This window comes from Palleniella muris, from assembly GCF_004792655.1.
Classification (GTDB): Bacteria; Bacteroidota; Bacteroidia; order Bacteroidales; family Bacteroidaceae; genus Prevotella; species Prevotella muris_A.
The window spans coordinates 1-15919 of sequence record NZ_SRZC01000011.1; the positions used below are offsets into that span (position 1 = coordinate 1).

Here is a 15919-nt window from a genome sequence, read left to right on the forward strand (position 1 = left end):
AAAGGGTGGAACTATCTGGCATTCATAGTCATGTTTGTTAAAAAATGTCTTAAATCCAATTAGTTTAAACAACTTCATGTATAAAAGTGCCATCCACACATATTTCCGCCAAGGTTTTGCAAGATACCTTGGCGTTTTTTTTTATAAACTTTGTAGTCAGAAAGCAATCAGAACACTATTGGGGACATGATGTTCTGTAAGGTGTTGACCACCGACCAGCCGGCAATCTCGGAGGTGGCACTGTAGACATCTATCACAGCATGCACCTGATTGTTCTTTATTTCCACACGTTGCGTGTCGCCTTTGAAGCCCGGAGTAGACTGCATCGTCACCTGCATCTTGTCCGCACCTACCGAAGCCAGGGAGGCTGCCACGGTGACATTCACCTTTGTAGGGAACATTTTGATAGCCTCGTCTGCCGTTCCTGTGAACACTGTCCGTTGTTCTGTCTGCAAAGTCTCATCGTAAACAGCTGTTCCTCTTAGCGCATCAGGCCCTTTCTCGTTGAAAAAGCGGGCGGAAGCGTTACCCATCAGTGCCGCAGTGCGTAAGACATCAAACCCTCCGGTAGCACCCGAAGCAATGTAAATTCTTGTGCCATGGGCTTTTGCGGTACTCTTGATTTGCTCGCAGAACTCATTGTCTGCTAACGCTCCGATGGAGAGTGTGACTATGGATGTTCCATTCTCCAATGCCGGCAGAGCCAGTTCTCGCATGGCGGCAGGGGAGGCTGCCTCTACAAGATAGGCTGGTTTCAGTGCCAAAAGACTGTCCAAGGATTCGCACACCGCACATTCTTTCCCATGCTTCCTCATTTTCTCCGCTATGCTTTCCGCCTTGGAAAGCGTCCGTGAACAGACTCCCACCAAGTCATACTCCGGCAGCAAACCGTTGATAATCGCGTCGGCAACAATGTTTGCCAACTTTCCGCATCCTACTATTACTAATTTTTCCATGTGTGCAAAGATACGAATAAGTCGAGAGAAAACCAAATTTTATTTGAGTTTTCCGAGCGAGAGTATTTACTGACATAATGAAAGGTGACACTTTGCACTGCCAAAGGTAAGACTTGGCTTGGTCAAAGGTAACACTTTACCGACCAAAGTGTTACCTTTGGTTTTGTCGGATATAATATTATGTTTTTGAGACAGTTATGGCGGTAAAAACGTATTTATGCCTTTCGTTTTGCAGGTGGCAATGCAGGAAAACGGAACGTAATGTTTCAGCATTACAACTAAATTCCCGATATTGTTTGGATGTGACAAGTTTTTTCGCTAATTTTGCAGCTATAATGTCATTTTGCAAGCCCGATTGGATATGGAAAACATACTAAACACTCTGCTCACCGATGTCAACGACATAATGTGGACATACGTTCTCGTCGTGGCACTGATAGCCTGCGGCGTGTGGTTCACGCTGAAAACCGGATTCATGCAGTTCCGCATGATTCCGGAAATGATACGCCTGCTTACGGACTCTGCTGTGGAGACGGGGCAGGAGACAATGAAAAGCGATGCTTCCGGCAACGGCAAGGAGCGGCATATCTCATCGTTTCAGGCGTTTGCCGTGTCGCTTGCCTCGCGTGTAGGCACCGGAAACCTTGCAGGTGTGGCAACAGCCATTGCCATAGGAGGACCCGGGGCGGTGTTTTGGATGTGGCTTATTGCGCTTATCGGTGCGGCAACCTCGTTCGTGGAGTCAACCCTTGCGCAGCTTTATAAGTTCCGTAACAAAGACTCTTTCATCGGCGGACCGGCGTACTACATACAACGAGGATTGAAGAAAACGTGGATGGCGCAGCTTTTCGCCGTGCTCATAACCCTTCAGTTCGGGCTTTCCAACAATTCTATCCAGTCGAACACTATCTGTGGAGCAATGAATGTGGCGTTCGGTTTTGATACGACCGTGACAGGAATCGTGCTTGTAATCCTCTCATTGTTAGTGGTTTTCGGTGGCATACAGCGCATAGCAAAAGTGTCGAGTGTCATTGTTCCGCTTATGGCAGTAGGGTATTTCCTGCTGGCAGTCTACATCGTTATAATCAATATTCACCTCGTTCCGGAAATGTTTTCCATAATCCTCAAGGACGCTTTCGGCATCACGCAAGTGACAGGTGGCGGCATCGGGGCGGTGATGATGAACGGTATCAAGCGCGGATTGTTCTCCAATGAGGCAGGCGAAGGTTCTGCACCGAATGCCGCAGCCACAGCACGCACGTCGCATCCTGTGAAACAAGGTCTGATTCAGGCTCTCGGAGTGTTCACGGACACCATAGTTGTCTGCTCCTGCACTGCGTTCATCATACTGCTGAGCGGTGCGTACAGGGACACATCATTGAATGGTATTGCCCTGACACAAAGTGCGTTAGGACATGAAATCGGTGACTGTGGACCAGTATTTATAGCTGTCGCAATCTTTCTTTTCGCCTTCTCAAGCATCATCGGCAACTACTATTATGGCGAGGCAAACATCCGTTTCCTTACGAAAAGTAATGCCGTAATGACAGCCTACCGCATAACCTCTGCCGGCGTTATGGTCATGTTCGGTGCGCTGGTGAGTCTTGACCTTGTCTGGATGATAGGCGATTTCTGCATGGCACTCCTCACGATGTGCAATCTCGTTGCCATAGCTTTGTTGGGCAAATACGCCTTCCGCCTGCTGAAAAACTACCGCGAGCAGAAGAAATCCGGCATCAAAGAGCCTGTTTTCAAGAGGTCGATGATGCCCGATATTGCCGACGAAATCGAGTGTTGGGAATAGTAGTGTCAGGCACTTAAATGTTGGATTTTGGCGTAAAATTCAACATCCGATGTCGAATATTGGCGTAAATTTAAACATTAAATGTTGAATTTTGGCGTAAAATCCGACATTTGTGGTTAAATGATTTGGTAGTTTAAGGAAAAACATGTATCTTTGCCCATAAATAAAAACGATGTGATGAAAGCAAGATACATAGCCGATAAGATTGCGAGAACTGCTGAAAGTGTGAACGGCAGGATAGTGGTTTTGACGGGTGCGAGGCAGACCGGCAAGACCACTATTGTACGCAACGGATTGAAAGACTATACATATCTTTCAATAGAAGACCCTGTTGCTGCTGACGGATACGCGCGACTGACGGCTGCACAGTGGAGGAGTTTGTATCCGAAGGCTGTGCTTGACGAGGTTCAGAAGCGTCCTCGGCTGGTGGAAAGCATAAAGTCGGTGTACGACCAATGGGACGAACCGCGATACGTTTTGCTTGGTTCGAGCCAGTTACTGTTGTTGAACAAGGTTAAGGAAAGCCTTGCCGGCCGTTGTACGATAAAGGAGATTTTTCCGTTGACATTGCCGGAGATTGAGACAACAGACTGGAATGACACAGTGCCGGACTCACCGTTTCAGACCTTGTTGAAGACCAAGGAGCTGCCGGCATTGTACCCTTCGTTCCTGATAGACCCAATGTACGCAAGAAAAATGGAGGCATGGGAACATTACAAGGCTTATGGTGGGTACCCCGCACTCTATGATGAGCGTAGGACAGATGCCGAGAAACGCAGTTGGCTGGCTGACTACATCAGGACTTATCTTGAGCGTGATGTGAGGGATTTGGCAGCCATGCAGGACCTTGAGCCTTACAGTAAGCTGCAGCAACTGTTAGCGTTGCAGACAGGTTCGCTGTGCAATGTCTCAGCGATTGCCAACCACATAGGTATGAGTGCGACAACTGTGAAACGGTATCTGCAATACTTGACACTGAGTTACCAGACCATCACCTTGCAGCCTTGGGAAAGAAACACGGCAAAAAGGCTGGTAAAGTCGCCGAAGATACATTATCTTGACAATGGAATCCTGCAGGCTGTATTACGCAAACAGTCAATGCCGAACGGCAATGAGTTTGAGAGTCTTGTCATTGCGGAGATGTACAAGCAAATCAAACAGATAGAGGCGGATGTGTTCCTTTACCATCTGCGGACTTCTGACGGTAAGGAAATAGACCTGCTTTTGGAGACACAGGATGGCTATTATGCTTTTGAAATAAAGCTGACGGAGCATGTTCAGGGGACTGATGCGCGTCATTTGCGCACGCTGCAATCGCTGCTTGACAAGCCTTTGCTTCACAGTTTTGTGCTGAGTAATGATGTAAATGTGGCAGAACTTGGGGAGAACATCACTGCCATCCATGCTGCGCAATTCCTTGGATAGCAGTTTTTTGTGCGGTGATTGTAAGATTAAGACGAATAAAAACAACAGAATCAAAACATTAAAACAAATATGAACGTAAAGATTTCAACAACGCTTGGCGACATTATTGTGCGCCTGTACGACGAGACACCGTTGCATCGCGACAACTTCCTGAAGCTCGCCAAGGAAGGGTATTATGACGGAACAATCTTTCATCGTGTGATAAAGAACTTCATGATTCAGGGCGGTGACCCTGATTCAAAGAACCCTGCACCAGGCGCACACTATGGAACAGGAGGTCCGGACTACACTATTGAGGCAGAAATAAAGGATGGTATCTATCATAAAAGAGGTGCTCTTGCCGCCGCGCGTCAGGGCGATGAGGTCAATCCGGAGCGCAGAAGTTCAGGCAGCCAGTTCTACATTGTCTGGGGAGATGTCTACAAAGAAGGGCAGCTCGGACAGCTTTCAAAGCAGTTGGAGATGCAGGCACAGCAGGGCATTTTCAACAAACTTGTCGCCGGACACCGTGCAGAGATTCTGCAGATGCGCAAGAACCGCGACCAGAGTGGCTTGATGGAGTTGCAGGAAAAGCTCATTGCCGAGACGGAAAAGATTGCGAAGGAACAGGGCGTCGGCGGACTTACAGAGGAGCAGAAGCAGATTTACTCCACTGTCGGAGGCACTCCGCATCTTGACGGTCAGTACACTGTCTTCGGTGAAGTGACAGAAGGACTTGATGTTGTGGAGATGATTCAGCAGGCAGCCACACAGCCCGGCGACCGTCCTGTTGATGACATTGTTATGAAAGTCACTGTTGTTGAGTAAGTTGTTCATAGCAGTCATTTAATTGGCAGGGCTTTATCTACATATTCCGTTCTGTGCTTCGAGGTGCATATACTGCGGGTTCTATTCCACTACGGGACTGAATCTGCAGGAGGATTATGTGCGTGCCGTGCTGCAGGAGCTTGACTACCGCACGGACAAGGGCAACGGTCTGTTCCCTTGTTCACGGCAACGGAGTGGTGGAACGCTCACAGAAAATGAGCGTTTCTCCACCATCTATTTTGGTGGTGGCACTCCTTCGTCACTCGGAACGCCACAGTTGGACAGCCTTGTCAATGGCATTCGGGAGCGTATCGACATGAGTTGCGTGGAGGAATGGACCATGGAGTGCAATCCGGACGACATCACGCCGGAGCTTGCCGAATGGATTGGGCGTTCTCCAATCAACCGTATCAGTATGGGAGCACAGACGTTCAGCGACGAAAGACTGCGTTGGCTCTGTCGCCGCCATACCTCCCGACAGGTTGAGGAGGCAGTTTCCTTGTTGCGGAAGAATGGCATTGATAACATCAGCATAGACCTCATGTTCGGTTTTCCGTCAGAGACATTGGAGGAGTGGGAGGAGGACATCGACGCTGCCGTTGCCTTGCGACCGGAGCATATCTCCGCTTATTCACTGATGTATGAGGAAGATACGCCATTGTTCCGTATGCTTGAACAAGGAAAAGTGACGGAAGTCGATGAGGAGTTGTCAAGGAAAATGTATGAGACTCTTGTCCGTCGGCTGAAGGAAAGCGGATATATACATTATGAAATAAGCAATTTCTGCCTGCCATCCCGTCAGTCCCGGCATAATTCATCCTATTGGAATCAAGTGTCGTATCTCGGACTTGGTGCAGCAGCCCATTCGTATAATGGGCGTCGCAGGTGGTGGAATGTCAGCGATGTGAAGGGCTATCTTCGCCTCATACATGACGAAGTGCCGGCGGAAAACGGTATAGGCGGAGAGTGCGAGGACATAGATTCCACGACGCGTTATAACGATATTATCACCACAGCGTTGCGCACAAGCAGCGGAATCTCTCTTAACAGTCTGACGGATGGGCAGCGAGAATACTTGCTTTTGCAATCGGAACGGCATCTGAAAAACGGCACTTTGGCAATGGACGACGGCAGACTGCACCTTACAGAGTCTGGGATTTTCATCTCGGACGACATCATGAGTGACCTTATCTTTATAGAAGAATAGCAGCAAATGCTGTCCTCGCCTTATTTACGAATGACAATTATCTCCACAAACCAATGACAACAAAAGAACTGACATACAACGACCTTGACCTCAATGTCAAGGAAATCTATGACCTTATGGGATATGGTGACAGCCGACCCGACACGGAGGTCGTGGCGGAAGTTGACACCATGCTTGCCGACATACGCCGTTGGCTGCGTCCGAGGATGTCTTTCTTTGTGACACGCGACTTTGAAGGCTTCGATGTCGGCAGGATTATAAGCCGCCAGTTGGAGAGGGCGGAGGCATATTGTTTCTTCATCTGCACGGCAGGCGAGGAGTATCAGGAGTTTATGGAGCAGTTTATGAAGCCTGAAGAAGATACCAGTGGCGGTGCGTGTGAGGACATGTTCCGCGCTTATCTTGCACATTCCATCGGCAGTGCCCTTGTCGAACGCTGTGCGGACAAAATGGAAGAGGTGCTGCAAGCGCAGATAGACAAGCTCGGCTGGCACAGGACAAACCGCTTCTCTCCCGGCTATTGCGGCTGGCATGTCATGGAGCAGCAGAAGCTGTTCCCGCTTTTCAAGGGCGAGACATGCGGTGTTTCCCTTACGGAATCATCGCTGATGATGCCGATAAAGTCCGTCAGCGGTGTAATCGGTCTTGGCAAGAACGTGCGCTATCTGCCATACACTTGCGGACTCTGCAACTACGAAAACTGCTACAAGCGCAAGAAGCGGTGAGGGGAATGTATGGAAACTCTTTCCAAGAATAGAAAACATTAAACGGCATTGGTGGTCTCACTGTGCCGTTTTTTTTATACAAAAAGAAATATTTTTTGCCACTGTTTTGTAGTTTTACAGTGCTATTCTGCGTCTAAAGGGCAGAACAATCAAAAAACAAATGATATATGGAAAAGAATGAACGACTGTTTGCAGACATTGTGGAGAGCAACAAAAGCGCTATCTACTCCGTATGCTACATGTTCGCGAAGAATGCCGATGAGGCGGACGACTTGTTTCAGGAGATCCTCATAAATCTGTGGAAAGGCATGGGGACTTTCCGCGAAGAGAGCAAGATAAGCACATGGATATGGCGTGTGAGCTTCAACACCTGCATCTCTGCCGACAGGAAACGGAAGCGTGACAAGTCAGTGCGCCTTTCGATGGACATCAATCTTTACGACACGCACGATGAGGATTCGCGCCAGATAAAGATGCTTCACGACAGGGTGCACAGGCTGAAACCATTCGACCGCGCCATCGTTATGCTGTGGCTGGAAGGAATGCCATACGACGAAATCGCTGCCGTTGTCGGCATCACGGTGAAGAATGTGTCGGTCCGTCTGGTGAGAATCAAGGAAGAACTGAAGAGAATGAACAACAATGATTGATAACAACAAAACTACAGAAGCAATGATTATGGATAAGAATATAGAAGGATTTGAGGAGTTGAAATCTCAGGTTGAGATGCTGAAAAACAAACTTTCCAAGGAGGAAATCATCAACGAACGCCTGATGCGCAAGACCATGAGCACCCGTGTCAACGATGTGGAACGCTATCTTTACAAGGTTTGCGCCATGGGAATCGTAGCGATGACACTTGTCGCCTTTGACTTCTTGGTACTTTTCCCGTTGTCCATCTGGTTCGTTATTGCAACGGAAGTGCTGCTGTTAGGCTGCCTTGTGTTCGTCTATTTCAACAAGAAACTTGTCAGTTCCGACAACATCATGTCCGGCAATCTTATCGAGGAGAGGCGCCGTCTGGTGCGATTCAAGAAGCGCGAGATAAGGTATTTCTTCATCAGTGTGCCGTTATTGATAGGTTGGGGCACATGGCTCACCCTTGAAATCCTCGGCAGTGCGGCGGAAAAGGACGAGATGTATGCCTTTCTTATCGGTGCCGGAATAGGCGGAGCCGTAGGTTTCATAGTAGGAACAAGGATGTTCCGCAAGATGCTGTCCAACGTCAATGATGTCATAAGCCAGATAGAGGAACTTACGGAACAACCATAACGCCTTTTCCGTCCCACCTTTTGAGTCGTGGAAAACACCCTCCTAAGGCATGGCGGGACAGTGATTTGCCTTTTGATTATAGCGGCAGATGCGTGCGGATTGTACCACAAATGGTATTCTTCTGCACGCATCTGCCGCATTTTTTTGCCATGTCGTTTTGCAAGTGTATCTGATTGTTTGCTTTCTTTTTGCCATTAATCCTCTTTGACACAATGATGTCAGGCATAATGAGTGTGTAGTGTGCTGACAATCAGCGAAAAATAATGCTCTTTGGCGTGATACTTAATTTTCTTTCCCATGCCTAAAAATATAGGCTAATCTTTCGTTTTTCCAAAAAAATAAGCTAATTTTGCAATTAAATAGAGCCTTGCAGGGTGGTAGATTTCGCACAATACACCATGCTGACAGCTATGGGATGGCTCTGCAAAAACAGAAAAAAAATGAAAGAAAAGTCAATGACACTGCATAGCTCACTCAAGCGTACCGGACGTGTGCTTCTCGTATACACCGGCGGCACGATAGGTATGGGACACAATCCAAGGACAGGCGCATTGGAGCCGTTGGACTTCAATCATCTGCTGAACGACCTGCCTGAGCTGGAGCAGATAGAGGCTTCGGTGGACATTTACCAGTTTGCCACACCGATAGACTCCAGTGATATGGACATCACGCCATGGGCAGACATCGTGCGCATCATCTCGGAACGGTACGACAAGTATGACGGTTTTGTCATCCTCCATGGCACGGACACCATGGCATACACAGCCTCTGCACTGTCGTTTATGCTCCAGAATCTCACCAAACCTGTCATCCTCACCGGCTCGCAGCTGCCGATAGGGCAGTTGCGCACTGACGGAAAGGAGAACCTTATCACAAGTCTTGAACTTGCATCCATAGCCTTTGCCGACGGAGTGTCGCCGATTCCGGAAGTCTGCATCTATTTCAGCGGTCATCTCCTGCGCGGAAACCGCAGCACGAAGCAGAATGCCGACCAGTTCAATGCCTTCGAATCGTTCAACTATCCGCACCTCTGCGATGCCGGAGTGAACTTCCGTTTCGCACGGCATCATATCCTCACGCCGGACTTTTCGCAGCCCGTCCGCCCTCATTTCGAGATGAATCCGAATGTCATAGTGTTCTCCGTGTTCCCCGGAATACAGGAAAGTCTTGTCAATCATCTGCTTAACATACCTGACTTGAAAGGCATTGTCATGCGCAGTTATGGCTCCGGCAACGCTCCGCAGCGTCCATGGCTTACGAATATCCTAAGGGAAGTGACAGAGCGCGGTATCACTGTGGTGAACATTTCGCAGTGTATGGCAGGACGAGTGGAGATGGGGCGTTACGATGCCGGCTACCACTTGCAGCAGAGCGGTGTGCTTTCAGGCTACGATTCAACGATAGAAGCCGCTGTGACGAAGCTCATGCACCTCACCGCCCGTCATTCCGACCCGGAGGTTGTGCGTTCGCACATGAGCCGAAGTCTGGCAGGAGAGATAACAATTTGATGCACTATACATGTTAATTATTAGGATTATGATGAAGACAGACATGCTGAACACCATGGCTTCCCACATGGTTTCCGCCACAAGAAGCAAGGTGTTGTCACTGTGCGGAGTGGCTTTTCTGCTGTGCTCCGTAACGGTTTCCGCCGACGAGGTGATGACAAAGAATGCCGACGGCACTTATGTCGTGCGCACAACGACCATCTGCAACGCCCGCGGGCACCGCAAAGGCACTCCTGTGGAGGTGCATATCAAGAACAATGAGGTAAAGAAAGTGACGGCGTTGAAGAACATGGAGACTGTCTCCTATTTCGCACGGATAAGGAAACACCTGCTGCCACTCTATGAGAACCTGAAGGTCAGCAAGGCAAAGAAGCTCGCCGAGAAGCAGAAAGTCGATGGCTGCACAGGCGCGACAAGGAGCTTTACGGCAGTGCAGAAGAACATAAAGGCGGCGCTGGACTATTATGAGAAGAACAAATAATGACTTTTCCGATTGCTGAAAGGTGGTCTTCCCGCTACGGCAATAGCGCGGTTTCCATGCCGGAATATGATAGAAAGGACAAGAATCTCCATAGCCAAGAGAAGTTTTTATTGGCTGTGGAGATTCTTTTTTTGTATGGCTGCCGGTTCGGGTTGTCACCCTTGCGCAGTCTTTCGGATAAGGTCTGAAATTATATTGCTGTCCGATAAAACTCCACAAGTTGTTGTGAAATCACGTTTTCATACGAAATGTTTCGCATAAAATGTGGCTCCGCCACACTTTACAACGCCCCTCCCTGTTACTGTATGCGAGAATAAGGGCTTGTCACAACTGAAACAGATGAATGATAATGTGTTGTATCTGTTTGCCGGATAGCAATAATAAAATTAGAAAACTCACGCTGTTTTTGCTCTCTGAGAATCGTCTGTAGATTTTTTGAAAAGGAAAAGTTGTGAAATCGTGAAAATTTTGCTCTTTTGCTATTCTTTTGTAAATCAATGTATTATATTGTTTTACTGTGTTTTTCTATACAAAAAACACAGCATTTCGTTACCATTGAGTGCGTAAATCATTATCATTTCCACTGCAAAACGTTATCATTTCCATTGCAAACGGTAACTGTTGGCAGTGTGAAGTGTTACCTTTGACATTGTCAAGCATGATTTTTCGCCTGAAGAACGCATATTTTTCCCGTTATGATAAATAGAGCATTAGAAAACTCATGTAATATTTTCGTACGCATACAATTCTGTGGTAATAGCGCATTTGTTGCCCAATGATGTGACAGAAAAAGAGGAAAAACATGGTAATAGGGTAGGAAAACTGATTTTTTTGCCACAGAAAGAAGCGTTTCTCAAATATATTGTGTAATTTTGCACTTTGAGAGCAGATTCTAAACAAATAACACTTAACTATACAGAAAATGAAGAAACAAGTAATCACAGCAATGATGTTTGCTGCTTTTCTCTCCCCTGCGACGGCGCAGGATGTCACTGTAACTGTACACGCGGGACAGGGAAAGGAGAAAATCCACAAGGAGATTTACGGACAGTTTGCGGAGCATCTTGGCACATGCATCTATGGCGGACTGTGGGTAGGACCGGAGTCAGAAATCCCTAACGAGGACGGTTACCGCACGGATGTGCTCAATGCGCTGAAGAATCTCAGTGTGCCGGTGCTGCGCTGGCCGGGCGGTTGCTTTGCCGATGAGTACCATTGGATGGACGGCATAGGACCGAAAAGCCAACGTCCGAAGATGCAGAACAACAACTGGGGTGGCACAATCGAGGACAATTCTTTCGGCACTCACGAGTTCCTCAACCTTTGCGAGAAGCTCGGTTGTGAGCCTTACATCAGCGGAAACGTGGGCAGCGGCACTGTCGAGGAACTTGCAAAGTGGGTGGAATACATGACGAGTGACGGCGATACTCCTATGGCGAAGCTGCGCCGCCAGAACGGTCGCGACAAGGCTTGGAAGGTGAAGTATCTCGGAGTGGGTAACGAGAGTTGGGGCTGCGGTGGCAACATGCGTCCGGAATACTACAGTGACCTCTACCGCCGTTATTCCGTTTATTGTCGCAATTATGACGGAAACCGGCTCTATAAGATTGCCTCAGGAGCAAGCGACTACGACTACAAATGGACGGAAGTGCTGATGAACAATGTGGGACAGAGGATGGACGGCTTGTCACTCCACTACTACACCGTCTCCGGATGGAACGGAAGCAAAGGCTCTGCGACAAAGTTTGACAATGACCAGTACTATTGGACGCTGGGCAAATGCCTTGAAATCGAGGATGTCATAAAGAAGCATTGCGCCATCATGGACAAGAAAGACCCGAAAAAGAAGATAGGTCTCCTTGTCGATGAGTGGGGCACATGGTGGGACGAAGAGCCGGGCACGGTCAGCGGACACCTCTTCCAGCAGAATGCCATGCGTGACGCTTTCGTGGCAGCACTCACGCTCAACGTGTTCCACAAGTACACCGACCGTGTGCGTATGGCTAACATTGCGCAGGTCGTGAACGTGCTCCAGTCAATGATTCTAACCGACACAAAGGGCAAGGGTCACATGGTCCTTACTCCGACCTACCACGTTTTCGAGATGTACAAGCCGTTCCAGGAGGCTACATTCCTTCCTTCTGACCTGAACTGCAACGTGATGAAGGTGCGTCACGACATGAATAAGGACATGGACGAAAGCAACGAAAAAGGCTATCGCAACCTTGAGGAGATGAGTGTCTCTGCTGCGAAGACCGCTGACGGCAGCATCGTTATCGCCCTTGCCAATGTGAATCTTGACAAGAAGCGTGAGGTGGCTATCAACCTTGACGGTGCGAAAGCCTCAAAGGTGGAAGCACGCATCCTTGCTTGCAAGAACATCGGCGACTACAACGACTTTGACAATCCGGAGCGTGTGAAGCCTGCTGCGTTCAAGGATGTAAAGCTCAAGAACGGCAAACTGACCGTCAAGATGCCTGAGAAGTCTATCGTGGTGATGACGGTGAAGTAACTTTTCACTTGGTAAGTGAAGGCGAAAGACAATCCTTATCGGCTGGCATTTCTGCAGAAGTGTCAGCCGATTTTTCTGCAAACTGTCATGCCTTATCTCCGGAAAAGTGTGTTAAAACCCTGAATTTATCTCCGGAAAAATGTAGTGATTGTACGTTTTTATCTCCAAAAAAGTGTAATTTTGCGGCATTAAAAACTCAAAACCAATAGTTTATGACGCGGGAACATGTAGAATATATAACGGCAGTAATAGGGACGCTCTCTTTGATGTTGGGAGTTTCTTCGTCATGTATATACAATCGTATAAACGCTGCAGGGATAATTGATGGCTATTTGGTAAAATGTTATGATGTGCTTCATACCTTCAGCCTTGAATATGTAGCGCAGGATATTATTGATATAATGAAAAGGAAAGGGCTTGAGATATGTTAGTTTATCACACATCCGACGTTATGTTAACGGCTCCTGACACTGTTCATTCTCGTAGAAACCTTGACATTGGCAAAGGATTTTATACGACACGGCTGAAAGAGCAGGCTGTAAAATACGGGGAACGGTTTCTTGTGCTTGGAAAAGATGCTTATTTGCATACTTTCGAATATGCTCCATGTTTGAGTATGAGGATAAAAATCTTTGACAGTTACGATGAAGAATGGTTGCGTTTCGTTTGCAGTTGCCGTAAAGGAGGAACAGAATATGGACAGTTTGACATTATTGAAGGCGGTGTTGCAAATGACAAAGTATATAGAACTGTGGATTTTTTCATGGCAGGCATATACACATTGGAACAAGCCCTTCAGCAGTTGGTTTACCATAAGCCAAACCATCAAATATGCTTCATAACGCAGAATGCGATAGATGTATGTCTGAGATTGTCGGATTGCAGAAAGATTAATATTTAGATTATGAGTACAACAGACCGTTTGACATTGGACATGAAGTATGCAAGAATTATAGAACTATTGTCCGTAAAAGTGGGCATTTCTTATAGTGATGCTATGAATATGTTTTATAATTCTTCACTTTTTGAACTGATAGACAAAGGCATTGCAGAGCTTCATTGCCGTAGTGACTTGTATTTGGCAGAGGAAATAATCCGCATGGATAAGTAACATGGGTTATAGAAGCCCGTTCTCGGAGGAACTGTAATTTGAGATTACTGAGTGTAAAAAGATACCGAGGCTGTGTCACAATGCTAAAGTGACACAGCCTCGGTGTTGTATTTTACAGTGTTGTTTAGTGTTAAAAGGGGTGTTTCTTAACGCTGTTTTCCCGATAGGTTCATGGGAAAACACCATTACCATTCAAGCACAAGGGCTTGGCGCGGACGCAGTTCAAGGTCGGTGGAAAGGTTGTAGTAGCGGCCTGTGAGCACATCCTTTACCTTTTGGGCGTTACCAATCACCTCGGCATAACGCTTTACCGGCATTGTGGCAGACTTGCGTGTGCCGTTGAGGATTGTCATTACGGTGCGTCCGTTGTGGGTTCTTGCTATGACATAGATGCCGTTGAATGGGATGAACTGCGTCTGTTTGCCTTTGATGATGACATCGTTGCCCTGACGCCAATGCAAGAGGTGGCTGAGCCAGTTGAACATAGCGTTCTCCTGCTTTGTGCGTCCTTCGGCAGTGAAGGCATTGCGAGTGTCGCCTTCAAATCCTCCCGGGAAGTCCTTGCGCACATTGCCGTCTGTCACAGACTTTGTGCCATTCATGAGAATCTCTGTGCCGTAGTACAACTGCGGAGTGCGGTTGACGGTCAGAAGCAAGGCGAGAGCCTGCTTGAGGGCTACGGTGTCGCATCCTTCTCCAAGGAAACGGTCGGTGTCGTGGTTCTCGATGAACGCCATCACGCTTGAAGGGTTAGGGTAGAGGTAGTCATAAACGAAGCTGTTGTAGATGCGGTTGAAGCCGTTCCACCATGCATCGGTATCCTCTTTCTTAGCCATGTTTATCTTCTCAAAGAAGCTGAAGTCCATTACGGATTTGAGGTTGCTGTTCACCTTTGCCACCTTGGAATCCTTCTGCCATGCAGCGGTGTATGCAGGTTCTGTCACCCATGTCTCGCCCACAACATTGAAGTTCGGGTACTCGCTGTTAAGTTCTTTCATCCATGATGCCATAGCCTTTGCGTCGGCATAAGGGTAAGTGTCCATGCGGATGCCGTCGATTCCCACAGTCTCTATCCACCAAACGCTGTTCTGGATGAGATACTTCATGACATGGCTGTTGCGCTGGTTGAGGTCAGGCATTGTCGGTACAAACCAACCGTCGACAGTCTCGCTCATGTCAACCTTGCTGGCATAAGGGTCAAGCACAGGAGTAAGTTTGTAGCTTGTCTGAAGATATTGTGCGCTTTTCGCTGCCGCCGCCTCGGGAGTCTCACCCTCTTTGACCGACTGAAGCCATTCCGGCTTGTTGAACCAGTCCTTGGAAGGAATGTCGGAAACCCACGGATGGTCATATCCGCAGTGGTTGAAAATCATGTCCATCACCACCTTCAGCCCCTTTGTGTGCGCCTCGTCAATCAGCCGGCGGTACTCCTCGTTGGTTCCGAAGCGAGGGTCTACTCTGTAATAGTCTGTTGTGGCATAGCCGTGGTAAGTGCTGTTGCCATTGTTGTCAGGAGAGTCGTTCTCAAGGACCGGTGTGAACCAGAGTGCTGTCACGCCAAGTTCTGTGAAGTAATCAAGATGTTGGCGTATGCCTTCGATGTTGCCACCGTGGCGCAACGAAGGTTTTGTGCGGTCCACGGTGTACTTTGTCTTCATCGGAATTGTGGCACTCTTCTTCTTTGTAGGTGCCACTGCCGATGCGAAACGGTCAGGCATGAGCATGTAAAGTACATCGGCATTGGTGAAGCCTTTGCGCTTGTCACCGCTCATTTCGCGCTGTTTCAGTTCGTATTTCACCTTCTTTCCAGAGATGTTCAGTGTCATTGTGCCCGGCTGTGCGCCACCGACATTGAGGTAAACAAGAAGATAGTTCGGGCTGTCAAGGCGCACAAGGCTGTCAATCTTTACGTTTGGATAATCCACTTTGACATCCGCCGTAGCGATGTCCTTGCCGTAGACCATAAGTTGGAGTGACGGATTCTTCAGTCCGGCATACCAGTTGGCAGGTTCAATCCTGTCGATTTTCGCTGTCGCTGCTTTCATTGCAAATGTCTGTAACACAAGTGCTGCAAGGAATAATATTCGTTTCATGTTGTAGGTTATTGGTTT

General features: G+C 47.9%; 15 protein-coding genes. 13 read left to right on the plus strand and 2 right to left on the minus strand.

Translation table 11 applies throughout. The annotated features are described in order from the left end of the window. Nucleotides 1-167: 167 nt before the first annotated feature. Complete coding sequence (locus E5358_RS07590; protein WP_135939636.1) at nucleotides 168-956, minus strand: aspartate dehydrogenase domain-containing protein; 789 nt, start codon at nucleotides 954-956, stop codon at nucleotides 168-170. Between the two features lie 361 nt (nucleotides 957-1317). Here E5358_RS07590 and E5358_RS07595 point away from each other — a divergent pair, with 361 nt between their 5' ends. From E5358_RS07595 to E5358_RS07655, 13 genes are all read left to right on the plus strand, one after another. Beyond that, entirely contained in the window at nucleotides 1318-2760 is a 1443-nt protein-coding gene (locus E5358_RS07595; protein WP_135939637.1) for an alanine/glycine:cation symporter family protein, read from the plus strand. A gap of 177 nt (nucleotides 2761-2937) precedes the next feature. Further along, nucleotides 2938-4185 (plus strand): ATP-binding protein, encoded by a 1248-nt coding sequence (locus E5358_RS07600; RefSeq protein WP_277821221.1) that lies wholly within the window; start codon nucleotides 2938-2940, stop codon nucleotides 4183-4185. Between the two features lie 69 nt (nucleotides 4186-4254). Beyond that, a complete protein-coding gene (locus E5358_RS07605) occupies nucleotides 4255-4992 on the plus strand; it encodes a peptidylprolyl isomerase (protein WP_135939639.1) in 738 nt (245 codons plus the stop codon). A gap of 22 nt (nucleotides 4993-5014) precedes the next feature. Beyond that, nucleotides 5015-6199, plus strand: coding sequence for a radical SAM family heme chaperone HemW (gene hemW / locus E5358_RS07610; RefSeq protein WP_135939640.1), 1185 nt, complete (start codon nucleotides 5015-5017; stop codon nucleotides 6197-6199). Nucleotides 6200-6252: 53 nt separating this feature from the next. Continuing rightward, nucleotides 6253-6924, plus strand: a complete 672-nt coding sequence (locus E5358_RS07615) for a vitamin B12 dependent-methionine synthase activation domain-containing protein (protein WP_135939641.1) — start codon at nucleotides 6253-6255, stop codon at nucleotides 6922-6924. Between the two features lie 167 nt (nucleotides 6925-7091). Further along, nucleotides 7092-7574: an RNA polymerase sigma factor gene (locus E5358_RS07620; RefSeq protein WP_135939642.1), complete on the plus strand. Its 483-nt coding sequence runs from the start codon at nucleotides 7092-7094 to the stop codon at nucleotides 7572-7574. Beyond that, nucleotides 7567-8196 (plus strand): hypothetical protein, encoded by a 630-nt coding sequence (locus E5358_RS07625; protein ID WP_135939643.1) that lies wholly within the window; start codon nucleotides 7567-7569, stop codon nucleotides 8194-8196. The genes E5358_RS07620 and E5358_RS07625 overlap by 8 nt, the downstream gene beginning before the upstream one ends. Before the next feature lie 440 nt (nucleotides 8197-8636). Next, nucleotides 8637-9704 (plus strand): asparaginase, encoded by a 1068-nt coding sequence (locus tag E5358_RS07630; protein ID WP_277821213.1) that lies wholly within the window; start codon nucleotides 8637-8639, stop codon nucleotides 9702-9704. Between the two features lie 28 nt (nucleotides 9705-9732). Continuing rightward, nucleotides 9733-10185: an FMN-binding protein gene (locus E5358_RS07635; protein WP_277821214.1), complete on the plus strand. Its 453-nt coding sequence runs from the start codon at nucleotides 9733-9735 to the stop codon at nucleotides 10183-10185. Between the two features lie 922 nt (nucleotides 10186-11107). After that, entirely contained in the window at nucleotides 11108-12697 is a 1590-nt protein-coding gene (locus E5358_RS07640; RefSeq protein ID WP_135939644.1) for an alpha-N-arabinofuranosidase, read from the plus strand. A gap of 212 nt (nucleotides 12698-12909) precedes the next feature. Next, complete coding sequence (locus E5358_RS15570) at nucleotides 12910-13128, plus strand: DUF3791 domain-containing protein (protein WP_135939645.1); 219 nt, start codon at nucleotides 12910-12912, stop codon at nucleotides 13126-13128. Beyond that, nucleotides 13122-13598, plus strand: a complete 477-nt coding sequence (locus E5358_RS15575) for a DUF3990 domain-containing protein (protein ID WP_135939646.1) — start codon at nucleotides 13122-13124, stop codon at nucleotides 13596-13598. Before E5358_RS15570 ends, E5358_RS15575 begins: the two co-directional genes overlap by 7 nt. Nucleotides 13599-13601: 3 nt before the next feature. Beyond that, nucleotides 13602-13808 (plus strand): DUF3791 domain-containing protein, encoded by a 207-nt coding sequence (locus E5358_RS07655; RefSeq protein WP_277821215.1) that lies wholly within the window; start codon nucleotides 13602-13604, stop codon nucleotides 13806-13808. Nucleotides 13809-13993: 185 nt separating this feature from the next. On the opposite strand, the gene E5358_RS07660 is transcribed toward E5358_RS07655, so the two are convergent. Further along, nucleotides 13994-15901, minus strand: a complete 1908-nt coding sequence (locus E5358_RS07660; protein ID WP_135939647.1) for an alpha-amylase family glycosyl hydrolase — start codon at nucleotides 15899-15901, stop codon at nucleotides 13994-13996. Nucleotides 15902-15919: the final 18 nt, after the last annotated feature.